Genomic DNA, 26,764 nt, shown 5'->3' with positions numbered 1-26,764 from the left:
GCCACACGCCTCCCAGACCGAGGCGTGCCCAACGGGGTGTCACCACGCTTTCGATCTTCGCCGGTTGCGATTAGATTGCAAGACCGCGTCATGGCTCGATTCCGGCTGCGACTGCAGGATCGTGAGATCGCGCTGCCCGAGGCGGGAGAGCTGGTGGTGGGACGTGATGCGACCGTCGCCGACGTGGCGCTCGACGATCGTCTGGTCTCGCGCCGTCACGCGGCGTTCCGCTCTCACGGTGACGACGAGCTCGAGATCGTCGATCTCGAGAGCCTGAACGGCGTCCGCGTGAACGACGTGCCAGTGAAGGGTGTCAGGGCGCTCGGCCATCGAGATCGCGTGCAGATCGGCGCGCACGTGTTCCTGGTGGTCGACCAGCGTAGAGAGCATCGCAGCAACGCCCCGACGACCCGCGGCTCGATGCGCACGGCCGCCGCGACCCGGCCCACGCCGCGCGCGCAGCGGGCGATCGTCACGCCGCTCGACACCATCGCGCAGGCGCTCGCGGACGACGACCTCGAGGGCGCGACGGTCGCGATGGACGCGGTGGTCGCGCGCTACGCGGACCCCTCCGAGGCGCTGATGCCAGGCGAGCTCGCGCGGGTGGTCGAGCTGCTGCTCGCGCTCTCGGAGCGCACCGGCGAGATGCGCTTCTTCGACCGCGTCTTCCAGATCCACACCGGGCGCCGCCTGGTGATCGACGGCGCGAGCATCGATGCGATCCAGAACGCGCTGCCGTACCTCGCGGGCGCGACCTCGCAAGCGCTCGAGACGTACCTCGCGGCGATGCACGCGCGTGGCGCGACGCTCTCGCCGCAGGAGCACGTCCGCCTTCGTCGCATCGGCGCGCTGACGCGCCGCGTGGGCAAGGGCAGCGCGTGACGCGATCCACGATCCACGCGATTCGACCGAACGAGGTCGAGCGCGCACCGGTCGGCATCCCCGGGGTCGTTCTCGGCGGCAAATACCGGCTCGACGAGGCGATCGCGCGCGGCGGGATGGCGCGCGTCTGGCGCGCGACGCACGTCACGCTGAACCGCCCGGTCGCGGTGAAGTTCGTCGACGCGTGGGGCGCGACGCCGGAGGAGCGCAACGAGCGCTTCTTGCGCGAGGCCAAGGTCGCGGCGTCGGTGCGGCACCGGCACGTCGTCGACATCATCGACTTCGGCACGAGCCGCAACGGCGAGCCCTACATGGTCATGGAGCTGCTCGAGGGCGAGACCCTCGATCAGCGCCTCGGTCGTGGGCCGGTGCCGGTCGACGAGGTCATCGAGATCGCGGCGCAGCTCCTCAGCGGGCTCGACGCGGTGCACCGCGCCGGGATCGTGCATCGCGATCTGAAGCCCGGGAACGTCTTCCTCACGCACGACGAGGTCGACGGCATCTTCGCGCGCCTGCTCGACTTCGGGATCTCGCAGGGCGCCGACGAGGTCGCGACCGAGTCGGATCGCGTGGTGGTCGGCACGCCCGAGTACATGTCGCCGGAGCAGGCGTTCGGAGAGCCGCTCGACGCGCGCTCCGATCTCTACGCGGTCGGCGTGGTGCTCTACGAGATGCTCTCGGGCGTGCTGCCCTTCGAGGATCCCGATCCCCAGAAGGTCGTGGAGCTCGTCGCGCACGGCACGCCGGCGCCGCTGATCTCGATGCGCCCCGACGTGCCCGACATCTGCGAGGTGGTCGCGCGCGCGATGTCGCCGATGCCCGAGGCGCGGTACGACTCGGCGCGCGAGATGCGTCGCGCGCTGCTCGACGCGGTGGGCCGCGGTCCCGACGTGACCGGCCGCAGCTCGGCGGTGCCGCGCGACTCGCGGGTGAGCGGGCTGCAGGCGAGGGCGGTCGCGACGGTCGCCGCGAGCGGGGTCACGCGCAGCGGCGAGACGCTCGCCGAGACCTTGCCGCCGCCCGCGGGGCGGGGGCGCACGCCGTGGACCCCGATCGCGGTGGTGATGCTCGTGGTCGTCGGCGCCGGCGCGATGTGGCTCGCGATGCAGGGCAGCGACGAGCGCGCAGGCGAGCCACCGGCCACCGCCGCCGTGCACGCCGCGGAGGCCGCGCCCTCCACCGCGGTCCCGAGCACGGTCCCCGAGGACGAAGCGCCCGCGCCGCCGGCCGCGAGCGACGACGAAGAAGCGAGCGAGGGCGACGCCACCGAGGAGGCCGCGCCCGAGCGCAGCACGCGCCGCCCGCGCCGCCGCGCGCGGCGCCCGGCCGGCAGCACCGGCGAGCCCGATCCCGGCGACGCGACGGAGCCCACGATCCGCCGCGAGCTCGACTTCTAACGGCGGGCGCGGCGCAGCGCGTCGTGCTCGGTGCGGCGCACGAGCTCGTCGTCGTCGAGCATCTTCGCCATGCGCCGAGTGCGCGCGATGATCTCCGCGGCCTCGTCCGGCTCGACCACGCGCGAGAGGAACGAGAGCGCCATCAGCCGGAAGCGCACGAGCCCGCCATCGGCGGCGTGCTCCGCGGCGCGACGCGCAGCGCGCACGGCGAGCGCACGGTCGCCCATCTCGAAGGCGCAGTACGCGATGCCGTTCGCGCGGGCGCACGCGGCGAACGGCACGTCGTGCGCGTCCTCGAGCGACTCGTAGAGCGCGCGCGCGGCCTCGACGTCGCGGCGCTCGCCGTCGGGCGGTCTCAGCCGCAGGAACGCGCGCTGGCCGGCGATGCGGGCGCGGTAGGCGAGTCGATCGGCGCGGCCGATCTCACGTCGCGCGAGCGACGCCTCGGCATCGTCGATCCGCGCGCGCGCTCGCTCGTGCTCGCCGGAATCGCCGGCGAGCCGGCCCTCGAACAGCGCGATCTCGATGTCGGCGTCGAGGTCGTGGCGCGCGGCGATCGCGCGCGCGATCGCGAGGCGCCGGAGGCACTCGTCGAGCTCTCCTCGGGTGAAGTGCGCCGACGCGATGCCGGTGTGGATCCACGCCGCGATGCGCGACTCGGAGATCGGCGGGCGATCCCAGAGCCGCAGCTGCTCGAGCCGGATCGAGCTCGGCAGATCGGTGAAGCGCGAGTGCCACTGCGCCAGCCATCGGGCCCACGCCTCGATCTCTGCGGGCGCGCCGAAGGCACGGAGCACCCAGCGTCCGTAGCGTCCGCCCTCGCGGTGCCCGCGACGCGCGAGCCGGCGCAGCCCCTTCTCGACGGTGAGCGCGTCGCCGAGCCCGGTGCTGCGCTGGACGAGCGCGTTCGCGAGCGCGGTCCATCCGCCGTGCTGCTCGACGAGCGGCACGACGACATCGCTCCATCGGAAGCCCGGCAGATCAGGCGAAGGTCGGGGCTCGTCGGTCATGCGGATCGCTATCACGTGAGCGGCGCCCCGCCGGGACGCGGAACGGGACACGCGGGCGTGTGAGGGCGGTCGATCCGACGTCGCTGGTCGATCGATCCGACCTCGGCGCTCGATCGATCCGACCCTGCCGGCCGATCGATCCGACCCGCCGGGCCGATCGATCCGCCCGACGCCCTAGGATCAACCGACCCCCACCCCTAGGATCGAAAATTCGTCGAAAAGCCCCGACGAATTCGCGATTTTCGACCCGATTTTCCTCCGCGCGCGCGTGTTTTTCGTCGGCGCGCCGCGAATTCCACACGCGACGAAGACCAATTCGGCTCCAGTCGCGCGCGAAGCGCGCGCTGCCGGCCCGCGAATCCCGCGCGAACAGCGCGGGACTCGAACGAGACGCTCTCCCTCTCTGCGAGAATGGGCGCGCGCTTCTCCATGCGAGCCGAAGCCGTGCAGCAGGGCGCGTGGCAGGGGCTCCGAGCGATCGCGCAGCGACGGCCGCACGACGGCAATCACGTCCGTGCACGGTTCGCGTCTCGCGACCGCGAGACGCGAACGACTCCGCTGCCCGAAGCTCGCGCCGCTCGCGCGAGGCAGGTCGCGAGCACCTAGCGAGGAGCCCCTGCCACGCGCCCCCGCCGAACCCTCACCGTTCGTTCTCTTCTTCGTCCGAAGACGACGGCGAAGACGACCGAGCGAGCGACCCGGCGAGCAGCTTGAGCGGATCGAACCCCAGCGTCTGCGTCACGCTCGCGATCTCCGAGATGCGCCCGCGCACGTACGTCACCGCGGGCGCCAGCGACGCGAGCGCGTCGATCCCGCCGAGCCACGTCGTCGTCCGCTGCGCGACCGCGCGCGCGGCATCGGCGCCGATCGCCACCGCGACGTACGGCGGCGTCGGGCTCACGATGACCTCGCGCACCGCGACCGCGCGCGCCCACGCGCCCGGCTCCGCGCTCCGCAAGAGCCTCCGCAGCGATCCGATCTCGCCGTAGATCCCGAGGTGCACCGGCGCGACCGCGCGCGCGATCCCCTCGCTCACGAAGCGATGATCACGCCGCCAGTCACCGCCGAGCGGCCCGCTCCAGCGCGCGATCAGATCGGGCCCCGCGACGAGATCGATCTCGCCGCGCCGGCGACGCAGCACCACGCCGGTCCACGGCGTGCTGCCGCTCCAGATCACCATCACCAGCGCGCGATCGTCGGGCAGCACCGTGTCGATCGCGCGCCGCACCATGCCCGCGGTCGGGATCGGCACGCCCGCGAGCGGGCGCGGCCACACGTGGATCATCCCCGCGTCGATCACCTCGCGGACCGTGCGCGCGACCACGAGCCACTGCGCGATGTAGTCGTCGCCGCGCTCGAGCCGCACCGCGACGCGCTCCGCGATCTCCTCGATCGCGCCCTCGCGGATCAACAGCGCACGGCGCGCGCGATAGCGCTCCGAGATCATCGGCAGCTCGCTCGCGCTGGCCTGCGCGAGATCGCGGATGCGCCCGCGCTGCGAGTGGAACGCCTTGCGGACCCGGCCGCTCTCCGAGATCACGACGACGAGCGTGCCGCTGCGTGCATCGTCCTCGGCTTCCTTGGTGTCGAGCTCGGGCGCGTCGCTCGGCGAGGGCTCGCGCTGGATGCGCGTCACCACGCCCGGCGCGAAGAGCGAGATCAGGTTCGTCCACGAGCGCGCGTCGAACCCCTCGACCCGGAGCTCCGCGGCGATCACGAGACCCTCCCGGCCGTCGCCTGCGCGCCCTCTTCCTGCGCGCTCCGCCGCACCACGAGCATGCGGCACGCGTGGGGCGCCATCGGCACCGTGATCGAGCGATCGCCCGCGAAGCGATCACCGCTCGCTGTGTCCTCGAACGCGATCGCGTAGGGGAGCTCGATCGTCGCCTCGATGCGCTCGGGCGCGGGGTTGATCACGAAGAGCACGCGCGGCCCGCCGTCGTCCTCGTGCACCGTGGTCTCGACCGGCGCGGGCGACGCGCGGAAGGGCGTCTCGAGCCCGAGGTCGTGCACGAGCGTGCGCACCACCTCGTCGGCGTCCTCGGGGCGATCGATCAGCACCCTGCGCCCGTTGCGCGGCACCTCGAAGGGGCGCGCGCGCATCGTGTCGTCGAGCGTCGGCATCGCGGGACCGAACACCACGGTGCCGCCCTCCGACGCGAAGTCGCAGAGCCGCGACCAGCGCGCGACCGACGCGAACTCGTAGGTCGGCGCGATCACCACGCGAAGCCCGTCGTAGCGCTCCTCGGGCGCATCGCCGTCGACGTAGACGTAGGGCACGCCCGCCGCGGTGAGCGCCTCGGCGAAGCGCGCGATCATCGTCCACCAGAGCACCTGGATCGGCCCCGCGAAGCCGAGCGGCTCCTCGCTGCACGCCTCGACCGGCGAGCCGCCGATCGCCTCGAGCGTGATCGGCGAGAGCACGCCCATGAGGTGCGTCGCGCGCGAGAGGCGCGAGTACTCGCGAGGCAGCGCGAGCCCGACCTCGACGCGCCGCTGGAGGCGATGGAACCCGACGTTCGTGAGCGCGTGCAGGAAGCTCTTCCACGCGCCCGCCTCGAGCCGCGGGTTGCCGGTCGCGTCGATCGGCGCGCCATACCAGCGATCGCGATCGACGGTCATGTAGAGGCTCATCCCGCGCAGGCCGTACGCGCACGCGCTCATCGCGCAGAAGAGCGAGTCCTCGTGGGTGAGCGGCGTGAACCAGGGCGGCGCGCCCACGCCCATCTCGGGCGCGAACGGCAGGCGCGAGCTGCCCGCGAGGAAGAGCGTGCGGCGCTTGATCGTCCGGTGCTCGCGGCGTGCGTGGTAGTAGTCGAGCCCGACGAGATCGACGATCTCCTCGATGCGCGGCGTGCTCACCGGCGCGGCCTGCTCGCCGAGCGGGAGGTTGTGCACGGTCGGCACGCCCTTGAGGCCCGCGCCCGACATCGCGCTCTTGAAGCGCACGAGCGAGCGCGTGATCAGCTCCTCGCGCCACGCGCCCCAGTCGAGGTGCAGCGCGAGCTGCTCGGGGGTCTCGGCGTCGAAGCGCTCGGGCGGCGTCGCGTCCTCCCACGCGGCGTACTCGCGGCGGTGCGCCTTGCCTGCTTCGTGCGGCGTGCCGTAGCGCTGCGCGAGCCACGCGCGCCAGCCCGCGATCGCGTCGGGGTGGTAGTCCTGGTCGTACGCGGAGTCGCGGAACCAGTAGGTGGCCTCGTTGTCGACCTGGAGCAGCACGATCGGGCCCTGCGGCCAGAGGCGCGGCGCGAGCTGCCCGGCGGCGGCCTCGAGCCAGCGCTGCGACTCGAGGTGGTACTGCTCGCTCGCGTACGAGGGCACCGGGAACATGCGCGGCGGGAACCCGAGCACGACCGGGCTCTGTCGCGGCGAGCGCGCCTGGATCGACTTGTCGTAGACGATGCGCTCGGGCAGCCCGAACCACGTCATCTCGGAGTTGATGTGCGGCCCCGGTCGTACGAACGCGTAGAGCCCGAGGTCGGCCGCGAGATCGAGGAACGCGCCGACGTCCTTGCGCGGATCGCGCTGCCCGAAGTCGTAGTCGCCGGGCGCGAGCTCGTGCACCTGCCAGGGCACGTAGGTCTCGACGATCGGGATCCCGAGCGCGCGTGTCTCGGAGAGCGCAGCGCGCCACGACTCGCGCTCGAGGCGCCAGTAGTGCACGGCGCCGCAGAGCAGCGGGACGCTGCGATCCGCGATGCGCAGTGCTCCGTCCTCGAGGCGAACGCCGCCCACGCGACGGACGGCGCGAGCCCGCGTGGCAGGGCGGGCCGCAGGCCTCTTGGGTTTCATCGGGGGCGGAGGATAGTCGGGTTGGCCGCGGAGGCCAGCGCGCCGAGAAACGGCCGAGCACGCGCAGGTGGCACGAGGACGAGCACGCGTCACGCGCACGTGCACGAGCACGGGTCTCCGACGGCGGCGGCGCACCGCGACGCGTGCGCGTGCACCTGCTCGTCCCGCGTGCTCGTCCTCGTGCTCGTGCGCGTGCTCGGTCGTTCCGGACCTCAGCCCGCGATCGCGATGATCTCGACCTCGACCTTCGCCCCACGGGGCAGCGCCGCGACCTGGATCGTCGACCGCGCCGGCGGCGCGATCCCCTCGAACCGCTTCGCGTAGATCTCGTTCACCGTCGCGAAGTCCGCGAGGTCGACGAGGAACATCGTCGCCTTCACCACGTCGTCGAACCCGAGGCCGGCGCTCTTCAGCAGCGCCTCGATGTTCTTCATCACCTGCTCGGCCTGCGCGCGCACGTCGCCCTGGCCGACGAACTCGCCGTTCGCGTCGAGGGGGATCTGCCCCGAGAAGAAGACCATCTGTCCGCACCGGATGCCCTGCGAATAGGGGCCGATCGCCTTCGGTGCGTGCTCGCTCGAGAGGACTTCGCGCTTGCTCATGCGCGAGCTTCTAGCCGATCACACGACGAGCTTGTAGCCCAAGCCGTACACCGTGAGGATGTGCGCGGGCTTCTCGGGGTTGGGCTCGATCTTCTTGCGCAGCTTCACGATGAAGTTGTCGATCGTGCGGTTCGTCGGGCTGCCCTCGACGCCCCACACCTTGTCGAGCAGCTCCTCGCGGCTGACGACCTGGCCCGCGCGCTCGAACAAGTACTTCAGCAGCTGCACTTCGTAGAACGAGAGCGACGTGGTCTCGCGACCGCGCTTCATCGTCTGCGCCGCGGGATCGATCGACGCAGTGCCGATGCGGATCGGCGCCTCCGTGATCTGCGCGCGCGTGGTGCGGCGGAAGATCGCGCGGATGCGCGCGACGAGCTCGCCGACGCTGAACGGCTTCGTCACGTAGTCGTCCGCGCCCGCGTCGAGCCCGCGGATCTTGTCCGCTTCCTGCGAGCGCGCGGTGAGCATGAGGATCGGCACCAGCGTGTCGTGCGCGCGGATCTGCTCGCACACCCGATAGCCGTTGGTGTCGGGCAGCATGAGGTCGAGGATGATGCAGTCCGGATGCTCGCTGCGCGCGAGCTGGATGCCCTCGTGTCCCGTGCGCGCGTGGGTGACCGCGAAGCCCTCGAACTCGAGCGAGTCGACGAGCCCGAGCGCGATCGCCGGGTCGTCCTCGACGAGCAAGATGCGTCGCTCGGGGGCCGCCATGTGCCGGGCGAACATAGCATTCCCGAGAGGCCGCATCGGGCCGCGCGTCCTAGACTCTGGCCCCGATGGAGTGGCGCTCGCGCCTCGTGTACCTCGCCTTGATCCCCGCGATCGCGATCGCGGCCGGGATCCTCGGGTATTTCTCCATCCAGTCGGCGCGTCAGTTCGCGCGCGAGAGCGAGCAGTCGGTGCTCGCGTCGACGCTCGTGCTCGTCGACGAGAAGGTCGATCGCGTCGAGCAGATGATCATCACGAGCGACGAGGCGGTGTTCCACCTCGTCGATCTCGAGCGCCCCCAGGCGGTCTCCGACACCTGGCAGCCGCTCGCCGAGCGCATCTCGCCGAGCGTGCGTGCGTTCCTCGTGCTCGACGACGGCGGCGAGGTGCTCGGCTACGCGTGTCGCTGCTCGGCGCAGGAGCGTCGTGACTTCCTGAAGGTGTTCACCGAGCGCATCCTGCCGAACCTCGAGCTCGAGCGAGAGCGCATCGGCGTGCTGCGGCATCACCACCGCACCTACGCGGACACGAGCTATCTGATCAGCTACCGCGCGGTGCGCCACGAGGGCCGTCGCCACTACCTGATCGCGCACCACGACACCGGGTTCATCGAGCGCGAGGTGTTCCCCACGCTCTTCGTGCACGAGGAAGAGCGCGTCTCGTACAACGTCGTCGACGACGACAACCGCCTGGTCTACGGGCAGTCCCGCATCGCGCGCGCCGGCGACTACCTCGTGGGTCGTCGCTTCCCGACGACGCTCTACGGATGGCGCCTCCAGATCGCACCGAAGCAAGCGCCCGAGCTGATCGTGCGCGGCGCGGAGCAGGTCTACACGGAGAGCGCGCTGATCGGCCTCTCGTTCGCGATCGTGCTGCTGGGCGTGGGCTTCCTCATCTACGCCGCGGTGAAGGAGAGCCGGCTCAACGCGCTGCGCAGCGAGTTCATCGCGAACGTCTCGCACGAGCTGAAGACGCCGCTCTCGGTCGTGCGGATGTTCAGCGAGATGCTGATGACGGGCCGGGTGCGCGACGAGAAGAAGCGCGAGCAGTACCTGCAGATCATCGCGCGCGAGAGCGAGCGCCTCACCGCGCTGATCGACAACGTGCTCGACTTCAGCGCGATCGAGCGCGGCAAGCAGACCTACCAGATGCGCGAGGGCGATCTCGCCGACATCGTCGCGCGCGCGATCGACACGTTCCGCTATCGCCTCGAGCGCGAGAACCTCGAGGTGAAGCTCGAGGTGATCGGAGAAGTGCCCGCGGTGCGCTTCGACGAGCAGGCGATCCTGCTCGCGGTGATGAACCTGCTCGACAACGCGATGAAGTACGGCGCGGGCTCGACGATCGAGGTCACGATCGAGCGCGGCCGCCGGCACGCGTACGTGCGGGTGCGCGATCACGGGCCGGGCATCCCCGACGAGCACCACAAGCGCGTGTTCGAGCGCTTCTATCGGGTGCGCAACGGCGCGAGCAGCGCGCGCGGATCGGGCATCGGGCTCTCGCTGGTGAAGCGCATCATCGAAGCGCATCGCGGGCGCGCATGGGTGGAGAACGCGGAGGGCGGTGGCGCGCGCGTGAGCTTGTCGCTCCCGTTCTCGAACCTCGCGGGCGGCGGCCCCACGGTCGGGCTCTCGAGCTGGCGCAACGACGCGGGACCGCCTCCCGACGACGACATCGGTGAGCGATGACGTTCCCTCCGATCGACCCGCTCGCGACGGGGAGGCTGCGCACCCGCGACGGCCAGGAGATCCACTGGGAGACCTCGGGCAACCCGCGGGGAAAGCCCGCGCTCTATCTCCACGGGGGTCCGGGCAGCGGGATCTTGACGGGGCATCGTCGCCGCTTCGATCCCGAGCGCTGGCTCGTCGTCGCGCTCGAGCAGCGCGGCTGCGGGCGCAGCACGCCGCGCGTGACCGACGCGCTCGACACGCTCGCGACGAACACGACCGACGCGCTGATCGCCGACATCGAGGCGCTGCGCGAGCACCTCGGCATCGACGCGTGGCTCGTGCACGGCGTCTCGTGGGGCACCACGCTCGGGCTCGCGTACGCGCAGGCGCACCCCGAGCGCGTGACCGAGCTCGTGCTGATTTGCGTCGTGTCGACGAGCGCGGCCGAGGTCACGTGGATCACCGAGGATCTGCGCCGCGTCTTCCCGCGGGAGTGGGAGCGCTTCGAGGCGGCCTCGAAACGCCGCCCCGGCCAGCGCGTGATCGACGCGTACCACGAGCGCATCACCTCACCCGATCCGATCGAGCGCGACGAAGCGGCGCGCGCGTGGTGCGCGTGGGAGGACACCCACGTCTCGCTCGACCCGCGCTACCGCCCGCAGCCGCTCTTCGACGATCCGGTGTTCCGCGGGACGTTCGCGACGCTCACGATCCACTACTGGAAGCACGCCGGCTTCCTCGACGACGGCGCGCTGCTCTCCCGCATGGATCGCATCGCGCACATCCCCGGCGCGATGATCCACGGCCGTCTCGACATCAGCTCGCCGCTCGAGTGGCCGTGGCAGCTCCAGCGCGCGTGGCCGAAGAGCACGCTGACGATCATCGACGACGAAGGCCACGGAGGCGAAACGATGATCGCCGAGGTCGTCTCAGCGATCGCCCGCTTCGCCCCCTGACGCTCAGTCGCGCTCGGCGCGCTTCCGACGCGTCATCAGCTCGACGGTCGCCTCGAGCGGCGACTGCCCCTCGTAGAGGATCCGGTACATCGCGTCGGTGATCGGCATCTCGCAGCCCTCGCGCTGCGCGAGCGCGTACGCCGCCTTCGTGGTCCTCACGCCCTCGGCGACCTGCGTCATACCGGCGAGGATGTCGTCGAGCTTGCGTCCCTTGCCGAGCTCGAGGCCCACCGTGCGATTGCGCGAGAGATCCCCGGTGCACGTCAGCACGAGATCGCCCATCCCGCCGAGCCCCGCGAGGGTGAGCGGGTGCGCGCCCATCTTGGTGGCGAGGCGCGTCATCTCGGCGAGCCCACGCGTGATCAGCGCCGCGCGCGAGTTGTGCCCGAACCCGAGCCCGTCGCTCACGCCGGCCGCGATCGCGATCACGTTCTTGAGCGCGCCCCCGAGCTCGATGCCGATCACGTCGTCGGTCGTGTAGACGCGCAGCCGATCGGTCGCGAGCGCCTCCTGCCACTGGCACGCGACCTCGTGGCTCGTGCACGCGACGACGACCGCGGTCGGCATCCCCGCCGCGACTTCCTTCGCGAAGCTCGGCCCGCCGAGGTACGCGACGCGATCGAGCGCCTCCTTCGGGACGCAGTCCTCGAAGATCCCGCTGACCACCTTGAGCGTGCTGATCTCGATCCCCTTGCTCACGCTGAGGATCGGCGCGCCCTTCGGAAGGTGGGGCGCGGCTTTGCCGAGCACCTCGCGCAGCACGTGCGTCGGCACGGCCGTGAGCACCATGTCCGCGCCGCTCAGCGCGTCCGCGAGATCACTCGTCGCGCGCAGCGTCGGCGCGAGCTCGAAGCCCGGCAGGAACTCCTGGTTCGCGCGATCGCGCTGGATCGCATCGGCATGCGGCTTCTGCCACGACCAGAGGTGGACCGAGTGGCCCTTGTCCGAGAGCGCCTTCGCGAGCGCCGTGCCCCACGCGCCCGCCCCCAACACCGCGATGGTGTGCGTCATGCGCGGACTGTACCGCGCCCCGCAAGCGACGTGCGAGCGAGCGCGCGCTATGCTGCCGCCCTTCGTATGTCGAGCTGGGGGAGCATGACTTCGCGCGCGAATTGCGTGATCGCGCTGGCGATCACGATCGCGCTGACCGGGTGCTACGAGGCGCGCGAGCGCGGAGACGGACCGATCGACGCCGTCGATGCGCGCATCGGCTTCGACGGAAGCGCCCCATCCGACGGGGGCGACGGCTCGGATGCCGCGATGGACGCGGGGTTCCCGATCGACGTCGACGCGACGTTCCCCTTCGACGCGGCACCGCCCGACGACGGCTCGGTGCCCGACGATGCCGGCCCGTCCGACGGAGGCCGCTTCGACGCGGGCACGATCGACGCAGGTCCGCCGCGCGACGCAGGTCCTCGTGATGCGGGCCCGCCGCGCGATGCCGGTCCGCCGCGCGACGCCGGCCCGCCGCGCGACGCCGGCCCGCCGCGCGATGCCGGCCCGCCGCGCGATGCCGGCCCCCGCGATGCCGGCCCGATCGACGCAGGCCGTCGCTCGCCCGCGCTCCGGTTCACGCCCGATCAGTACCTCCTCGTCCCCGATCGCCCCGGTCTTCGCGTCGGCGGGGACACCACGACCGAGCTCTGGATGCGCGCCCGCGGCACCGGGATCATCGCGCGCAAGGGCCAGGACGACGGCCAGCGCCACCTCGTCTTCGAGCTCGTGACCGGTGCCGACGGCCGCATCGAGCTCGTCGCGGGCTGGACCACCGTGCGCAGCGAGCGCCGCGAGGTGCGCGCGCCCTTCGACGCGTTCGGCGAGTGGACGCACGTCGCGCTCACGATCCAGCGCACCGGCACCGTGCTGCGCACGCTCCTCTACGTGAACTTCACCGTCGTCGCGATGGCCGACTTCCCCGACGACATCGGCGATTCGTTCAACATCGAGCCGCTCCTGATCGGCCGCTTCGATGGCGACCTCGACGAGATCCGCATCTGGAGCACGGTGCGCAGCGCGGCCGCGCTCCAGGCGTCGGCGTTCACGCGCCTGCCGACCGGCACCGCCACGCTCGCTGCGTACTGGCCGCTCGAGGAAGCGCCGGCGGGCCAGATCGCGCTCGATCGCTCGCTGCGCGGCAACGACGCGATCCTCGGTCAGATCACCACCGCCGACGCCCGCGATCCCACCTGGATCCTCGACGGCGCGCTGTGATCGGAGCTCACTCGAGATCGACGATCACGCGGTCGCGCCCTTCGCCCTTGGCGCGATAGAGCGCGGCATCGGCGCGCTGCTCGAGCGCCTGCGCGCGCTCGCCGCGCCACGTCGCGATCCCGATCGACACCGTGATCGCCGCCTCGCGCCCCTCACCGAGCGCGATCGGCCCGCTCGCGACGCGCGTGCGCACGCGCTCCGCGACCAGGAACGCATCGGCCGCGCCGGTCTCCGGCATGATCAGCACGAACTCCTCGCCACCGCGCCGCACCACCACGTCGTGCCGTCGCACCTCGGCGCGCACGCGATCGACGAACGCGCGCAGCACCGCATCGCCCGCGTCGTGTCCGTGCGCGTCGTTCACGCGCTTGAAGTGATCGAGATCGAGCAGCGCGAGCGAGAGCGGCTCTGCATGGCGGCGCGCGCGCTCGACCTCTTCTTCGAGACGCGGCGCGAGATACCGATGGTTGTACGCGCGCGTGAGCCAGTCGGTGATCGCGAGGCGCCCGAGGCGCGACTTCTCGATCGCCGGCACCGCACAGTTCGCGATCAGCTGCGCGAGATCGCGATCCTCGGGCCCGAACGTCGCGGCGCGCGCCGACGACACCGAGAGCACGCCGATCACCTCGCCGCCCGCGACCAGCGGCACGGCGATCACCGCGCGCACCTCGAAGCCCTGCGTCGGATGCGCGACGAAGCGCGGATCTTCCAGCGCATCGGGCACCAGCGTCGATCGCCCGCTCTCCGCGACCGCACCGACGACGCCCTGTCCGCGACGGAACGTCGCGGGCGGCTGGGTCACGCCGGTGCCCGAGCGCGCGCTCGAGAGCAGCTCGCTCTTGCCCTCGTCGAAGAGACGCAGGCTCGCGTGATCGCCCGGCAGGATCGCGAGCGCGGCGTCGGTCGTCGCCTGGAGCTGCGCCTCGAGCTCGATCGGCTCCGCGAGCCGACGTGTCAGCTCGAGCAGCACGTGCAGCGCGTCCTGACCCCCGCCGAGCATCGGGGTCGGAGTGTAGACCAGCGCGCGCTCCGTTGTGCACGTCGCGCGCGCTGCGTCGTGTTCGTGGACGTCTGCGTGAACGGGCTGTTTCGCGCGTGCGTCGGAGGCCGTCGCGCCATGGGCGCGGCGCGACGGCCTCCCGAGTAGTGCCCTCGATCACGACGCACGCTCCGGTCGCGCGAGCGCCTCGCGCAGGAGTGCGCGCGCGTCGTCCTCGGCGAGCACGCGCTGGCCGTCTCGCGATCGCAGCGCGACCTCGCCGCGCTCGACCTCGCGCGCCCCGACGATCGCGACGTGGGGCACGCCGCGCTCGTGCGCCTCGGCGATGCGCCGCGCGAGCGACTCCTCGCGCGCGTCGATCGACACCCGCGCACCGTCGCGCTCGAGCTTCCGCACCAGCGCCCGCGCGATCTCGTGCTGCGCGCCCGACACCGGCACCACGACGATCTGCTCGGGCGCGAGCCACGCCGGCAGCGACGCACCGTGCTGCTCGAGCAGGATGCCGAGGAAGCGCTCGAGGCTGCCGTAGAGCGCGCGATGCAGCATCACCACCGGCTGCTTCTCGCCGCGCGCGTCCACGTAGCGCAGGTCGAAGCGCACCGGCATCACGAGATCCATCTGGATCGTCCCGCACTGCCAGAGACGCCCCGCGCGATCCCGCAGCGCGACCTCGATCTTCGGGCCGTAGAACGCGCCTGCGCCTTCTTGCACGCGGTACTTCTCTCCGCGTCGATCGAGCGCGCGCGCGAGCACCGCCTCGGCGCGATCCCACACCGCGTCGTCGCCGGCGCGATCCTCGGGCCGCAGCGAGAGCGCGACGTCGAGCTCGTGGAAGCCGAACTGCGCGTAGAACGGCCGCAGCCCCTCGAGGAAGCGCACCACCTCGTCCTCGGCCTGCGCTTCCTCGCAGAACACGTGTCCGTCGTCCTGCGAGAACTGTCGCAGCCGCATGAGCCCGTGCAGCGCGCCGCTCGCCTCGTCGCGATGCACCACGCCGAGCTCGGCGAGACGGATCGGCAGATCGCGATACGAGGGCGCCATGCGCTTCACGATCTGCGCGTGCCCGGGGCAGCTCACCGGCTTGAGCGCGGCCTCGAGCTCGTCGTCGTCGATGCGCATCATCCCTTCGGCGAAGTGCTTCCAGTGCCCGCTCGCCTCCCAGATCGGACGCCGCATCACCTGCGGCGAGCGCACTTCCTCGTAGCCCTCGCGCCGCACCTGCGCGCGCTGCGCGTCCTCCAGCGCGCGGTACATCGCGAGGCCGCGCGGGTGCCAGAACACCATGCCGGGGGCCTCCTCCTGGAAGTGCAGCAGCCCCAGCCTCCGCGCGATCGCGCGGTGATCGTCGTCGTCGAGCATCGTCGTTCTCCTTCGGTTCGGTCAGGAGCCCGAGCACGCCGGATCGATGCACCACGCCGTCGACCCGTCGCGTCGGGCGGGTCGTCGGTTCGATCGTGGTTGTCGCGTCGTTCGTCTCGTCTACGCGCGCACGATCACCGACCCGCCTCGCGGGTAGTGGTGGTCGTGGTGGTGCGCGCGAACGCGAGCGACATGACGAGGCTCAGTATGCCGAGCGCGCGTGATCGCGCAAACGCGCCGTCAGTAGTGGAAGAGCGCGAACGCATAGAACGCGGTGCCCGCGCCGGGCGTGCCGAGCTCGAACCCGTCGGCCTTGTACACGTCGATCCCTGCGCGGATGAACGGGAACGACGTCGCGCTGGTGTGGCGCTTCGTCCACTTCCAGCGCGCTCGCATCAGGCCCCAGATCGAAGCCCACGGAGAGCTGCGGAGCGGCTCCTCGTCGAGCGCCCACACCCGCGCGCGCTCCTCCGCTTCGCGCAGCAGCGCGCGTTCCTCCTCGCGCGTCCACACCGCGCGATGGCGCACGCGCAGCTCCGCCATCAGCGCCGCAGGGGGCGTCGTGTCCGTCGCCGTCCCTCGCCCGAAGAGCCCGTTCCCTCGACGCTCGTGCACCAGGCGCAGCACGTCCTCCTCGCTCGCCAGCGAGTGCCAGTACGCAGGCCGATGCGGATCGCGATCGAGCACGACGCTCTTCCGCGCACCGTCGAAACGACAGACGTGCTCGAGCACGTAGCCGTACGAGTGCCCGCTCTTCGGTCGCGCGATGAGCTCCGCGTTGCGCGCGATCGCGCGCTCGACCTCCGCGAGGCTCGTCGCGTGCACGCGGTAGATGAAGTGCGCCCACATCGCGAGCGCAGAACGTAGACGGAACGAGCACGGGCGCGAAGCTCTCGCCTCGCGCCCGTCTCGGTGTGCACTCGCGCTCGTCGCTTGGTCAGCGCCCTGCGTCGATCACGCGGGCGCGGCGCCCGTCGTCGCGGGCGTCTCGACCTTCAGCTTGAGCCGGCTGGGCTCCTCGAGCGCCGCCTCGAGCACGTCGTCCATCTTGCTGACGGACACGAACTCGAGCTCGTTCTTGATCTCGTTCGGGACCTCCTCGAGATCCGCGACGTTGCGCTCGGGGAGGATCACGCGCTTGATGCCCGCGCGGTGCGCCGCGAGGACCTTCTCCTTGATGCCGCCGACCGGAAGGACGCGACCACGCAGCGTGATCTCGCCGGTCATGGCGACGTCGTGGCGCACGTTGATCCCGGTGAGCAGCGAGACGAGCGAGGTCATCATCGTCACGCCCGCGCTCGGGCCGTCCTTGGGCATCGCGCCCGCGGGGATGTGGATGTGGATGTCGTGCTTCTCGAGGAAGTCCTCGGCGATGCCGAGCGCCTTCGCGCGAGTGCGCACGTAGCTCATCGCTGCCTGCGCCGACTCCTTCATCACGTCGCCGAGCTGACCCGTGAGCTGCAGCTTGCCGCTGCCGTGCATGCGCGTCGCTTCGATGAAGAGGATCTCACCGCCGACGCTCGTCCACGCGAGACCGGTCGCGACGCCCGTCTCCGCCGTGCGCTCGGCGACGTCGGAGATGAAGCGCGGGGGACCGAGGTAAGGACGAAGGTCCTCCTCCGAATCGACGCGGAACGGACCCTGGTTGCCCTCCGCGACCTTCACCGCGATGCCGCGGATCACCGTCGCGATCTGACGCTCGAGGTTGCGCACGCCCGCCTCGCGGGTGTGGTGGTCGATGACGTTCTCCAGCGCCTTGACCGTGATCTCGACCTGCGTCGCCTTGAGGCCGTGCTCCTCGAGCTGCTTGGGCAGCAGGTGATCACGCGCGATGTCGAGCTTCTCCTTCCGCGTGTAGCCGGGGATCTCGATGATCTCCATGCGGTCGCGGAGCGGAGGCGGGATGGTGTCGCCGACGTTCGCGGTGGCGACGAACATCACCTTCGAGAGGTCGTACGGGACCTCGAGGTAGTGATCGGCGAACGTGTCGTTCTGCTCGGGGTCGAGCACCTCGAGCAGCGCAGCCGCCGGATCGCCGCGGAAGTCGTGGCCGATCTTGTCGATCTCGTCGAGCATGAAGACCGGGTTGATCGTGCCCGCCTTCTTCATGCCCTGGATGACCTGACCGGGCAGCGCGCCGACGTACGTGCGGCGGTGACCACGGATGGCCGCCTCGTCGTGCACGCCGCCGAGCGAGATGCGCACGAACTTGCGGCCGAGCGAGCGCGCGATCGAGCGACCGAGCGACGTCTTACCGACACCGGGCGGTCCGATCAGACAGAGGATCGGGCCCTTCTTGTCCTTCTTGAGCTTGCGGACCGCGAGGTACTCGACGATGCGCTTCTTCACCTTGTCGAGGCCCGAGTGGTCCTCCTCGAGGACGCGGCGCACCTCGCCGATGTCCATGTTGTCCGTGGTCTCCTTCGACCACGGGATGTCGAGGATCCAGTCGATGTACGTGCGCACGACCGTGTACTCGGCCGAGCCCACCTGCATCGAACGCAGGCGCTTCAGCTGCTTGCGCGCGACCTGCTCCGCTTCCTGCGGGAGGTTCGCCTTCGTGATGCGCTCGTCCAGCACGTCCAGGTCGCCCTGGTCGCCGTCCTCCTCGCCGAGCTCTTCCTTGATCGCCTTGAGCTGCTGGCGGAGCACGTACTCGCGCTGGTTCTTGCCCATCTCCTCCTTGATCTGCGAGTTGATCCGCTCGCGCATCTTGAGGATCTCGAGCTGGCGCGTGAGGAGGCGGAGCACCTTGCGGATGCGCTCCTTCACGTCGATCGTCTCGAGGAGCTGGGCCTTCTCGTCGACCGGCGCGTCGAGGTTCGCCGCGACGAGATCCGCGAGCTGACCGGGCTCGTTGATCGAGTCGATCAGCGAGGTCGCCTCGCGCGGGAGCTCGGGCATCAGCTGGATGACCTGCTTCGCGATGTCACGGAGCGACATCGCGAGCGCCTCGGTCTCCACGTCCTCGGCCTTCGGCTGATCGAGGCGCGAGATGCGCGCGCGCATGTACGGGTCGAGCTGCTGCACGCCCTCCATGCGGATGCGGACGAGGCCCTGGAGGATCAACGAGTAGTTGCCGCTCGAGTGCTTCAGCGCCTTGAGCACGCGCGCTGCGACACCGACGGGATAGAGGTCTGCCTGCGAAGGGTCGTCGGTCGACGGATCACGCTGCGCGAAGATCGCGATGACCGGCTGCGCGAGGTTGTCGATGTCCTCGACGAGCGCGACCGACTTCTCGCGACCGACGTCGAAGGGGGCGACCGCGCCAGGGAACAGGACGGCGTTGCGGATCGGGAGGACCGGGAGCTCGTCGCCGAAGCTCAGATCCTGATCGGTGAGCTCGCCCGTCTTCTCGTCGTCGTCTGCCATATCTCTCTTCGTTTCTCCGGCGTTCCGGGACGAAAATTGCTCGTGGGAACATAGTCAGGCGCTTTTCGCGACGCAAGGCTGGGACACCTGCGTTCGCCTGACGCATTGCGTCGCGCACAGCGCACCGCAGTGTTGGCGGGTTCGCGGACTGACCGCCGCGAAGAGGTGGCGCGCGCGGGGTGGAGTAGCGTGGGGCGTGCCGTCGACGCCGTCGACCCCGACCTCGCCGTCGTGCGAGCGCGAGCTGCGCGTCAGGCGCGGGCGATCACGAGACAGGACACTCCGAAGGGCAGCCGCATGCGCGGAGCGATCGCGCGTTCCGCGCCGAGGAGCGCGGCGAGCGCGTCGTTGATCGGCGCGGGCGGGATGCGGAGGTCGGTTCCCTTTGCTCCGGGCGAGGACCTGCCCGCGGTCGAGGACGTGCGCGTGAGCCCCATCGCGACGCGTGCGCGCTCGGCGAGGCGCGCCGCCGCGACCGCGGGGAAGAGGAAGAAATTGTAGTAGCTGCCGTGCTCGATCGTGAGACCAGCGTCGCGGAGCACCGCCTCGATGCGCGACAGGCGGTACCGGCGACGGTGATCGAGCGCCTCGTCGTGCGCGCTCCAGAGCGCCTGGAACGCGGGCACGGTGACGATCGCGACGCCGCCCGGGGCGAGCACGCGGCGCAGCTCGCGCGCGGCGGCGAGGTCGTCGTCGAGGTGCTCGAGGACGTCGAGCGCGAGCACCGCGTCGAACGATCCGTCGGCGAAGGGGAGGGCGTACGCAGATCCGCGCACCAGCGCCGACGAGGACGCACGCTCGCGGGCGAAGGCGAGCGCGGCGGGCGAGTAGTCGAGGCCCACCGAGCGGACACCGTCGGGCAGGCGCGTGAGGGTGAACCCGGTGCCGCAGCCGAGGTCGAGCACGCGCGCGCCGGCGAGGCGCGAGCCGAGGGCGCGCTCGAGCGCCGAGACGATCACGCGGCGCGTACCGGTGAACCAGAAGTGCCGCGTCTCGACGCGATACATCCGCTCGTGCTCGTCGGCGCGCATCGCGCGGTTCTAATGCGCGCGTGGGGCGCGTGCTACTGTCGGCGCCCTCGAGGAGCGCGACGGAACGATGGCTTCTTCTTCGATCGCCGAGTACTTCACGCTGCGCGATGCGAGCGCGACCGCGGCCCGGATCCCGGAGACGAAGCGCAAGGAGATCGCCGATGCGCTCGCGCTCGGGCGGCAGAAGGCCGAGGCCGCGGAGGCGCTCTGGTCGAACGGGCACGCGGCCGAAGGGCTGCGGCTCGTGGTCGAGGCGCTGACCGCGACGCTCGAGGCCGCGCCTCGCTACGACGGAGCGACGAGCGCGCCCGCGAAGGAGCCCGCGAAGCCGGAAGGCGAAGTCGAGGGCGCCGAGAGCGATGCGCCGAAGAGCGAGCCCCCGCCGCCCGCGACGTGGCGCACCGTGCTCGCTGCGCGCGGTGTGAGCGCCGATCGGCTCAACGCGATCGCGGAGGCGGAAGAGAAGGCGCGCACCACGACGCTGCCACGCCTCGATGCCGACGTGAACGCGGCGCACGCCGACCTGTATCAGCAGATCGCGCGCGCGCGCCTCGACGTGGAGCGTGCGCTCGCCTACGCGGCGATGTCGCCGCGCGAGCTCGGCGTGACGCGCATCGCGCGCATCGCGACCGCGGCGGTGCTCGGGGTCGCGCTGATCGCCGCGCTCGTCTTCGTGATGCGCACGCCGCACGAGGTGACGGCGGACGCATCGGCGACGTTCGCGAACAGCCCGACGTTCGGCGCGGGCAACGCGATCGACGGCGACGTGAACAGCGAGTGGCTCCTGCCCGATCGCGCGAGCGGGTGGGTCGAGACGCGCCTCTCGCCGCCGCGGCACGTCGCGCGCGTGACGCTGACGAACGCGAAGAACGCGCCGCACTTCGATCGCGCGACGCGCGAGTACCGCATCGAGCTCTACTCGGGCGGGCGCGTCGTGGAGCAGATCGACGGCGAGTTCGCGTCCTTCGAGCGCGATCCGCAGCCGGTCTCGCACGACTTCGATGCGGACGGGATCGACCGCGTTCGCTTCGTGTCGCGCAGCCACCACAACCTCGGCGGCGGGCTCGCCGAGATGACCGTCGAGGAGTGACGCGATGCGCTCGATGCTCGCGATGATCGTGCTGCTGACCGGGTGCACCTGCGGGCCCCAGGGCGGCGGCACGCCGGTCCCGCACGAGGCTCCCGCCGCGCACCAGGAGACCCCGAGCGAAGCGCCTGCGCAGCCGGAGTTCGAGGACGCCGCGGGCGGCCTCGCATGGCGCGCCGAGGAGCCGCTGATCTCGCGGCGTCCGAGCTCGCCGATGCGCGCGGCGGAGTACGCCGTGCGCGATCACGAGGGCGCCGAGCTCACGGTGTTCCACTTCGGTCGCGATCAGGGCGGCGGCGTCGACGAGAACGTCGCGCGCTGGGTCGATCAGTTCGAGCAGCCCGACGGACGCCCCAGCCGCGAGGTCGCGGTGATCGAGCGCGCCGAGGTGAACGGCATCCGCGTGACGCGCGTGCAGGTCGCGGGCGCGTTCGCGGGCATGCGCGGCATGGGCGGCGGCGGTGGGGCGGCGCAGCCCGGCTATCGACTGCTCGGCGCGATCGCCGAGGGGCCCGACGGAATGGTGTTCTTCAAGCTCACCGGGCCCGAGGCCGCGGTGCAGGACGCGTCGGGCGCGTTCGAGTCGCTGATCGCGTCGCTGCACCCGTCGGGCTGAGCGCCCGGCTCAGCCGTTGTTGTGCGTGCCCGGGGCGGGCGGCGGAACGCTGAGCAGCCCCTCGGGCACCGAGTCGCGCGACGGTGCCGGCTCGACGTCGAGGCCGTCGGGCGTCTTCGTCGGTCGGTTGCGCACCGGGCGCACGATGAACGGGCGCTCGTGACGCACCTTCGCGTCGGCGCGCGCCGCGGCGTCGCGGGCGCGGTTCAGGAACACGCGCTGGGCGCGCACCTCGTGCTCGCCCTCGCTGGGTCGCGCGTGATGCCAGTGCCCGTCGGCGCGCAGCGTGCGGCGCTTCATGTTGTCGCGCATCTCGGTGCCGAGGATCTCCTCGACGATGCGTGCCTTGAGCACAGGATCTTCGACGGGGAACATCACCTCGACGCGGCGATGGAAGTTGCGCTGCATCCAGTCGGCGCTCGCGCAGTAGACCTCCTGCGCTCCGTCGGCCTCGAACACGAAGATGCGCGCGTGCTCGAGGAAGCGATCCACGATCGACGAGACGCGGATGTTGTCGCTGACGCCGGGCAGACCGGGGCGCAGACAGCAGATGCCGCGCACCATCAGGTCGATCCGCACGCCCGCCTGCGACGCCCGGTAGAGCGCGAGGATCACGTCGGGATCGACGAGCGAGTTCATCTTCGCGACGATCCGCGCCGGACGTCCCGCGCGCGCCGCGGCAGCCTCGCGCTCGATCAATCCGAGCACGCGCTCGTGCAATCCGAGCGGCGCGACGATCAGCTTCCGCCACGTCGCGGGCGCGGTGCACGAGGTGAGCAGGTTGAAGAGCGAGCTCGCGTCCTCGCCGATGTCGGGGCGCGCGGTGAAGAACGAGAGATCCGTGTAGAGGCGCGCCGTGCTCGGGTTGTAGTTGCCGGTGCCGAGGTGGACGTAGCGCTTCAGCTCGCCGTTCTCGCGGCGCACCACCAGCGCGGCCTTCGCGTGCGTCTTGAGGCCGAGCAGGCCGTACACGACGTGCACGCCCGCTTCCTCGAGCTTGCGCGCCCACTGGATGTTGTTCTCTTCGTCGAAGCGCGCCTTGATCTCGACGAGCGCGGTGACCTGCTTGCCGTGATCGGCGGCGCGCATGAGCGCCTTCACGATCGGCGAGTCACCGCTGGTGCGATAGAGCGTCTGCTTGATCGCGAGCACGTCGGGATCGGTCGCGGCCTCTTCGATGAAGTGCACGACCGGATCGAACGACTCGTACGGGTGGTGCAGGAGCACGTCGCGCTTCGCGATCACCGCGAAGATCGGCTCTTCTTCGTGGCGGAAGGGCGGCACCAACTGTGGCGTGAACGCGGGATCGCGCAGCTCCGGATCCTGATCGAGCGTCTCGCCGAGCTGCACGAGGTCGGGCAGGTTCAGCGGGCCGTCGACCGTGAAGACGTACTCGGTGTCGACCCGCAGCGCCTCGCGCAGCATGTCCTGCGCGGCCTGGTGCGCGCGCCCGTCGATCAGCACGCTCACCGCGTTGCCGCGATCGCGACGACGGACTTCCTGCTTCACGCTCTCGAGCAGGTCTTCGGCTTCTTCCTCGTCGATCGAGAGATCGAAGTTGCGCACCACGCGGAAGGGCCACGCGCCGAGGCAGCGGAAGCCGGGGAAGAGATCGCCGATGTGCAGCGCGATGAGATCGTCGAGCAGCACGTACGCGGCCTTCGTTCCCTCGTCGGCGGTCGTCACGCGGACGAGGCGCGGCAGCACGCCCGGCACCTGCACCATCGCGAACGCGGGCGCGACCGCCTGGCGGTGCGAGCCGGAGAGCATCGCGATGAGGTTCAGGCTCTTGTTGCGCAGGTGCGGGAACGGATGGCCGGGATCGATCGCGAGCGGCGTGAGGACCGGCAGGACCTGATCGCGGAAGTACTGGCGGAGCTGGGCACGACCGTCGACGCCCACGTCGCGCGCCGCGATGAGGCGCACGCCGCGGCCCGCGAGCTCGGGGAGCAGATCCTCGAGCAGGAGCTCGCTCATCTCGTTGCGCATGCGGCCGACGCGCTTCGCGATCGCAGCGAGCTGCTCGGTGGGCGACATGCCGTCGCTCGCGACGACGTGCACGCGATCGCGACGCTGACCGACGAGGCCCGCGACGCGCACCATGAAGAACTCGTCGAGGTTGCTCGCGCAGATCGAGACGAACTTCAGGCGCTCGAGGAGCGGCACCGAGCGGTCGCGCGCTTCGTCGAGGACGCGCTGGTTGAACTCGAGCCAGCTGAGCTCGCGGTTGATGAAGAGGTCGGGCGTGCCGCGGACGAGGTCGGGCGTGCCGCTGCCTTCCGACGGCGGCGGCGGGCTCGACGAGGGCCGCGTCGCGGGCTCGATCCGGATCGCGCTCGCGCCCGCCGCAGAGGCCTCCGCGAGCGTTCCGTCGGCGCGATCGGCGAGCGCAGCCTTGTCCATCTCGACGATCGTATTGCACCCGCTGGCGATCGCCAGGTCCTGGACGTTTTCGTCACAGGACCGGGGCATCGCGCTACGGCTGATGCGGGGTCTCCGGCGTCATCGGGCCGAGCCCGCCGTACTCGAGGCGCTGCTCCGTCGTGAGCTCGCGCGTCTCCGCGATCGCGCCGTACACGGTGCCGCCTTCGGTGATCGTGCGCGGATAGTCGCCGGTGCGATCGACGCGGAAGAGGCCGAAGCGCGGCTCGTAGCCCTCGGCCCACTCGAAGTTGTCCATCAGCGACCAGTGGTAGTAGCCGCGCACGTCGACGCCTGCGGCGCGCGCCCGCGCGATCTGCTCGAGCGTGCGCACCACGTTCTCGGCGCGACGACGACCGACCTCGGTCGAGATGCCCGCCTCGGTCACGAGGAGCGGCAGGTCCGGATACCGCTCGCCCATCGCGAGCAGGATCTCGGAGAGCCCGGGCTCCCAGTACTCGTAGCCCATCGCCGGCACCCAGTGAGTCTCGTCGACGGGATCGAGGCACGCGCCGAAGTCGAGCAGCGTGAAGCACGGCGTCGCGCCGATCGGACGGATCGTCGCGGGCTGCGCGGTGACGCCAGCGCGGAAGTAGTACTGCACGCCGAGCCAGTCGAGCTTGCCCTCCCACGTGGGCTGCGCTTCGTCGCCGGTGCCGTCGAGGTCGGGATCGAAGGTGCCGTTCCGCAGCGAGTCGACGAGCAGGTAGTGATAGACGTAGGTCATGCGCTCGGTCGCCGCGATGTCGGCCTCGAGCGTGCTCGGCGCGCCGCCGCGCGCCGGGGTCCAGTACGCGACGGAGAGCGGGATGCCGATGGTCGCGTTCACCGTGTCGCCGTCGGCGTCGACCGTGTCGCAGCGCTGGATCGCGTCGTAGATCGCGACGTGCGCGCGGATCGCGTCGCGCACGATGTTCATGAAGTATTCGAAATTATTGAGGATGTAGCTGCGCGCCGGAGGGAACTGCCCGCCCGCGCCGTACGACGCGAAGAGGTAGTTCACGGGCTCGTTGATCGAGCCCCACTCGTCGACGCGATCGCCGTACTCCTCGGCGAGGCGGCATGCGTGCTCGCCGATCTCCTCGACGATGAGCGGACCGCCGGTCGGATGGCCGAAGCCGCAGAGCCACTCGTCGCCGGGGAACTCGCCGGTGCAGTCCGCGGGGTCGCGGCGCGGATCGTCGACCCACGTCGGGTTCGAGAAGTGGTGCACCGTGATCATCGGGCGGATGCCCGCGGTGACCAGCGCGTCGAGCAGCGACGAGTAGTGCGCGAGCGCGGCCTCGTCGACCTGATCGCGCTGGGGCTCGACGCGCGCCCACTCGACGCTGAAGCGATAGGAGTCGACGTGGAGCTGCTCGAGCAGCGCGACGTCGGCGACCGCGTTCGTGTAGCCGCGCACCGCGTCGCCGACGAACGTGCCGCGCGCGAGGCCACCCTCCGACTCGGGCGCGGTGAACGCGTACCAGTCGGTCGAGGGGTTCATGTCCTCGATCTGCGTGGCCGCGGTCGCGACGCCGAACCTGAAGGATCCTTCGCCTTCGTCGCCGACCAGCGGGCCGATCTCGGGGAACGTGACCGGATCCGCCGGGCCGCCGTCGGGCCACGACGCGTCGCGTCCCGCGTCGAACGTGCCCGAGTCGACGGGGCCTGCGTCGACGTCGCCTGGACCGTCGTCGTCTCCACACGCCGTGAGGGCGAGACCGAGCGCGAACGCGCACGCGAGCGTGCGCACGTCGAAGCCAACCATCGAAGCCTCCGCGATCGAAAAGAAAAGCGAATCAGATCGTGGCGAGGAACGACGTGAGCTCGGAGAGCGCGTGCCCATCGCCACCGGCGCGCGCCTTCTCGATGCCGCGCTCCGCGAAGGCGCGCGCTTCGTCGGCGCGACCGAGCTCGGCCGCGACCTGCGCGCCCATCAGGTACGTCGGCACGTAGGTCGGGAACTTCGTCGCGACCTCGCCGAACGCCGCGAGCGCCTCGTCCTTCCGATCGAGCGAGCGCAGCTCCATGGCGCGCGCGTACCAGACGAACGGGTCGTCCGGCTTCTTGCTCGTCATCATCTCGAGCATCTCGAGACGCTTGCTCATCAGGTCTTCGCGCCTTGCTCGAGCACGCCGATGAAGGGCACGTTGCGGAAGCGCTCGGCGTAGTCGAGGCCGTAGCCGACGACGAACACGTCGTCGATCGTGAAGCCGAGGTAGTGGATCTCGACCGGCACGCGGGTGCGCGCCGGCTTGTGGAGCAGCGAGCAGAGCTCGAGGCTCGCGGGGCGGCGCGTCTCGAGGTTCTCGAGCAGGTAGGTCATCGTCAGCCCGGTGTCGACGATGTCCTCGACGATGATCACGTGCTTGCCCTCGATGGGCTTCGTGAGGTCGTACGTGATCTGCACCACGCCGCTGCTCTCGGTGCCCTCGTAGCTGCGGCATCCGAGGAATTCGATGGTCACCGGCAGATCGATCTGCCGCGCGAGATCGGCCGCGAACACGAAGCTGCCCTTGAGCACCGGGACCAGCACGACCTCGTGGCCGCGATGGCGCTCGGTGATCTTCCTGCCCAGCTCCTTCACCTTCGCGGCGAGCGTCGCTTCGTCGATCAGCGTCCGAATCTTGTCCATGTTCCCGCTCCTCCGTGAGGTCCTGGTCGCGGA

22 protein-coding genes are annotated in these 26,764 nt (G+C 70.9%); 7 read left to right on the top strand and 15 right to left on the bottom strand.

What is annotated here, in order from left to right; all coding sequences use genetic code 11:
* The first annotated feature begins 24 nt into the window (after positions 1-24).
* Both I5071_RS15885 and I5071_RS15880 read left to right on the top strand, forming a co-directional pair.
* The gene (locus I5071_RS15885) at positions 25-882 is read left to right on the top strand and encodes an FHA domain-containing protein (protein ID WP_236606302.1); all 858 of its coding nucleotides are present in this window, start codon (positions 25-27) and stop codon (positions 880-882) included.
* A complete protein-coding gene (locus tag I5071_RS15880) occupies positions 879-2,279 on the top strand; it encodes a serine/threonine-protein kinase (RefSeq protein ID WP_236606301.1) in 1,401 nt (466 codons plus the stop codon). Before I5071_RS15885 ends, I5071_RS15880 begins: the two co-directional genes overlap by 4 nt.
* Here the strand turns inward: I5071_RS15880 and I5071_RS15875 are convergent.
* From I5071_RS15875 to I5071_RS15855, 5 genes are all read right to left on the bottom strand, one after another.
* Positions 2,276-3,340 carry a hypothetical protein gene (locus I5071_RS15875; RefSeq protein ID WP_236606300.1) on the bottom strand — a complete coding sequence of 355 codons (1,065 nt, stop codon included), beginning with the start codon at positions 3,338-3,340 and terminating at the stop codon, positions 2,276-2,278. The two genes, I5071_RS15880 and I5071_RS15875, sit on opposite strands and share 4 nt — an antisense overlap.
* A 589-nt stretch (positions 3,341-3,929) precedes the next feature.
* Positions 3,930-5,006 carry a hypothetical protein gene (locus I5071_RS15870; protein ID WP_236606299.1) on the bottom strand — a complete coding sequence of 359 codons (1,077 nt, stop codon included), beginning with the start codon at positions 5,004-5,006 and terminating at the stop codon, positions 3,930-3,932.
* Positions 5,003-7,024, bottom strand: coding sequence for a beta-galactosidase (locus I5071_RS15865; protein WP_236606298.1), 2,022 nt, complete (start codon positions 7,022-7,024; stop codon positions 5,003-5,005). Before I5071_RS15865 ends, I5071_RS15870 begins: the two co-directional genes overlap by 4 nt.
* A 269-nt stretch (positions 7,025-7,293) precedes the next feature.
* Positions 7,294-7,683, bottom strand: a complete 390-nt coding sequence (locus I5071_RS15860; protein ID WP_236606297.1) for a RidA family protein — start codon at positions 7,681-7,683, stop codon at positions 7,294-7,296.
* An 18-nt stretch (positions 7,684-7,701) separates the two neighbouring features.
* Positions 7,702-8,394, bottom strand: a complete 693-nt coding sequence (locus tag I5071_RS15855) for a response regulator transcription factor (protein ID WP_236606296.1) — start codon at positions 8,392-8,394, stop codon at positions 7,702-7,704.
* A gap of 65 nt (positions 8,395-8,459) precedes the next feature.
* Between I5071_RS15855 and I5071_RS15850 the strand changes: the two genes are divergently transcribed.
* Both I5071_RS15850 and pip read left to right on the top strand, forming a co-directional pair.
* Complete coding sequence (locus I5071_RS15850) at positions 8,460-10,079, top strand: sensor histidine kinase (protein ID WP_236606295.1); 1,620 nt, start codon at positions 8,460-8,462, stop codon at positions 10,077-10,079.
* Positions 10,076-11,017, top strand: a complete 942-nt coding sequence (gene pip, locus I5071_RS15845; protein ID WP_236606294.1) for a prolyl aminopeptidase — start codon at positions 10,076-10,078, stop codon at positions 11,015-11,017. The genes I5071_RS15850 and pip overlap by 4 nt, the downstream gene beginning before the upstream one ends.
* A gap of 3 nt (positions 11,018-11,020) precedes the next feature.
* Here the strand turns inward: pip and I5071_RS15840 are convergent, their stop codons facing one another.
* Positions 11,021-12,028, bottom strand: coding sequence for an NAD(P)H-dependent glycerol-3-phosphate dehydrogenase (locus I5071_RS15840; protein WP_236606293.1), 1,008 nt, complete (start codon positions 12,026-12,028; stop codon positions 11,021-11,023).
* An 84-nt stretch (positions 12,029-12,112) separates the two neighbouring features.
* Between I5071_RS15840 and I5071_RS15835 the strand changes: the two genes are divergently transcribed.
* On the top strand, positions 12,113-13,228 hold the full coding sequence (locus I5071_RS15835; protein WP_236606292.1) for a LamG-like jellyroll fold domain-containing protein: 1,116 nt from the start codon (positions 12,113-12,115) through the stop codon (positions 13,226-13,228).
* 7 nt (positions 13,229-13,235) lie between these two features.
* On the opposite strand, the gene I5071_RS15830 is transcribed toward I5071_RS15835, so the two are convergent.
* From I5071_RS15830 to I5071_RS15810, 5 genes are all read right to left on the bottom strand, one after another.
* Complete coding sequence (locus I5071_RS15830) at positions 13,236-14,228, bottom strand: diguanylate cyclase (RefSeq protein WP_236606291.1); 993 nt, start codon at positions 14,226-14,228, stop codon at positions 13,236-13,238.
* A 156-nt stretch (positions 14,229-14,384) separates the two neighbouring features.
* Positions 14,385-15,587, bottom strand: a complete 1,203-nt coding sequence (gene thrS, locus I5071_RS15825; RefSeq protein WP_236606290.1) for a threonine--tRNA ligase — start codon at positions 15,585-15,587, stop codon at positions 14,385-14,387.
* Between the two features lie 240 nt (positions 15,588-15,827).
* The gene (locus I5071_RS15820; RefSeq protein ID WP_236606289.1) at positions 15,828-16,436 is read right to left on the bottom strand and encodes a hypothetical protein; all 609 of its coding nucleotides are present in this window, start codon (positions 16,434-16,436) and stop codon (positions 15,828-15,830) included.
* Between the two features lie 105 nt (positions 16,437-16,541).
* The gene (lon, locus tag I5071_RS15815) at positions 16,542-18,959 is read right to left on the bottom strand and encodes an endopeptidase La (protein ID WP_236606288.1); all 2,418 of its coding nucleotides are present in this window, start codon (positions 18,957-18,959) and stop codon (positions 16,542-16,544) included.
* A gap of 251 nt (positions 18,960-19,210) precedes the next feature.
* Entirely contained in the window at positions 19,211-19,990 is a 780-nt protein-coding gene (locus I5071_RS15810; protein ID WP_329611166.1) for a class I SAM-dependent methyltransferase, read from the bottom strand.
* 67 nt (positions 19,991-20,057) lie between these two features.
* Between I5071_RS15810 and I5071_RS15805 the strand changes: the two genes are divergently transcribed.
* Both I5071_RS15805 and I5071_RS15800 read left to right on the top strand, forming a co-directional pair.
* Positions 20,058-21,080 carry a discoidin domain-containing protein gene (locus I5071_RS15805; protein ID WP_236606287.1) on the top strand — a complete coding sequence of 341 codons (1,023 nt, stop codon included), beginning with the start codon at positions 20,058-20,060 and terminating at the stop codon, positions 21,078-21,080.
* A gap of 4 nt (positions 21,081-21,084) precedes the next feature.
* The gene (locus tag I5071_RS15800; protein WP_236606286.1) at positions 21,085-21,693 is read left to right on the top strand and encodes a hypothetical protein; all 609 of its coding nucleotides are present in this window, start codon (positions 21,085-21,087) and stop codon (positions 21,691-21,693) included.
* A 9-nt stretch (positions 21,694-21,702) separates the two neighbouring features.
* Here I5071_RS15800 and ppk1 read toward each other — a convergent pair whose 3' ends face one another.
* From ppk1 to hpt, 4 genes are all read right to left on the bottom strand, one after another.
* The gene (gene ppk1, locus I5071_RS15795; RefSeq protein WP_236606285.1) at positions 21,703-24,096 is read right to left on the bottom strand and encodes a polyphosphate kinase 1; all 2,394 of its coding nucleotides are present in this window, start codon (positions 24,094-24,096) and stop codon (positions 21,703-21,705) included.
* A gap of 73 nt (positions 24,097-24,169) precedes the next feature.
* A complete protein-coding gene (locus I5071_RS15790) occupies positions 24,170-25,864 on the bottom strand; it encodes a family 1 glycosylhydrolase (protein WP_236606284.1) in 1,695 nt (564 codons plus the stop codon).
* 31 nt (positions 25,865-25,895) lie between these two features.
* On the bottom strand, positions 25,896-26,204 hold the full coding sequence (locus I5071_RS15785; protein WP_236606283.1) for a tetratricopeptide repeat protein: 309 nt from the start codon (positions 26,202-26,204) through the stop codon (positions 25,896-25,898).
* Positions 26,204-26,731, bottom strand: coding sequence for a hypoxanthine phosphoribosyltransferase (gene hpt / locus I5071_RS15780; protein WP_236606282.1), 528 nt, complete (start codon positions 26,729-26,731; stop codon positions 26,204-26,206). The genes I5071_RS15785 and hpt overlap by 1 nt, the downstream gene beginning before the upstream one ends.
* Positions 26,732-26,764 lie beyond the last annotated feature (33 nt).

Origin of the sequence: Sandaracinus amylolyticus, from assembly GCF_021631985.1 — a bacterium.
Classification (GTDB): domain Bacteria; phylum Myxococcota_A; class Polyangia; order Polyangiales; family Sandaracinaceae; genus Sandaracinus; species Sandaracinus amylolyticus_A.
Note: the sequence above shows the minus strand (reverse complement) of the source record. Positions and strands in the feature narration are given on the sequence as shown.

Coding starts and splice junctions, on each gene's coding strand:
- I5071_RS15840 (WP_236606293.1), bottom strand. CDS start 12,028: ATGACGCACACCATCGCGGTGTTGGGGGCGGGCGCGTGGGGCACGGCG.
- I5071_RS15860 (WP_236606297.1), bottom strand. CDS start 7,683: ATGAGCAAGCGCGAAGTCCTCTCGAGCGAGCACGCACCGAAGGCGATC.
- I5071_RS15855 (WP_236606296.1), bottom strand. CDS start 8,394: ATGGCGGCCCCCGAGCGACGCATCTTGCTCGTCGAGGACGACCCGGCG.
- pip (WP_236606294.1), top strand. CDS start 10,076: ATGACGTTCCCTCCGATCGACCCGCTCGCGACGGGGAGGCTGCGCACC.
- I5071_RS15830 (WP_236606291.1), bottom strand. CDS start 14,228: ATGCTCGGCGGGGGTCAGGACGCGCTGCACGTGCTGCTCGAGCTGACA.
- I5071_RS15835 (WP_236606292.1), top strand. CDS start 12,113: ATGACTTCGCGCGCGAATTGCGTGATCGCGCTGGCGATCACGATCGCG.
- ppk1 (WP_236606285.1), bottom strand. CDS start 24,096: ATGGACAAGGCTGCGCTCGCCGATCGCGCCGACGGAACGCTCGCGGAG.
- I5071_RS15820 (WP_236606289.1), bottom strand. CDS start 16,436: ATGTGGGCGCACTTCATCTACCGCGTGCACGCGACGAGCCTCGCGGAG.
- I5071_RS15800 (WP_236606286.1), top strand. CDS start 21,085: ATGCGCTCGATGCTCGCGATGATCGTGCTGCTGACCGGGTGCACCTGC.
- lon (WP_236606288.1), bottom strand. CDS start 18,959: ATGGCAGACGACGACGAGAAGACGGGCGAGCTCACCGATCAGGATCTG.
- I5071_RS15790 (WP_236606284.1), bottom strand. CDS start 25,864: ATGGTTGGCTTCGACGTGCGCACGCTCGCGTGCGCGTTCGCGCTCGGT.
- I5071_RS15850 (WP_236606295.1), top strand. CDS start 8,460: ATGGAGTGGCGCTCGCGCCTCGTGTACCTCGCCTTGATCCCCGCGATC.
- thrS (WP_236606290.1), bottom strand. CDS start 15,587: ATGCTCGACGACGACGATCACCGCGCGATCGCGCGGAGGCTGGGGCTG.
- I5071_RS15785 (WP_236606283.1), bottom strand. CDS start 26,204: ATGAGCAAGCGTCTCGAGATGCTCGAGATGATGACGAGCAAGAAGCCG.
- I5071_RS15810 (WP_329611166.1), bottom strand. CDS start 19,990: ATGCGCGCCGACGAGCACGAGCGGATGTATCGCGTCGAGACGCGGCAC.
- I5071_RS15805 (WP_236606287.1), top strand. CDS start 20,058: ATGGCTTCTTCTTCGATCGCCGAGTACTTCACGCTGCGCGATGCGAGC.
- hpt (WP_236606282.1), bottom strand. CDS start 26,731: ATGGACAAGATTCGGACGCTGATCGACGAAGCGACGCTCGCCGCGAAG.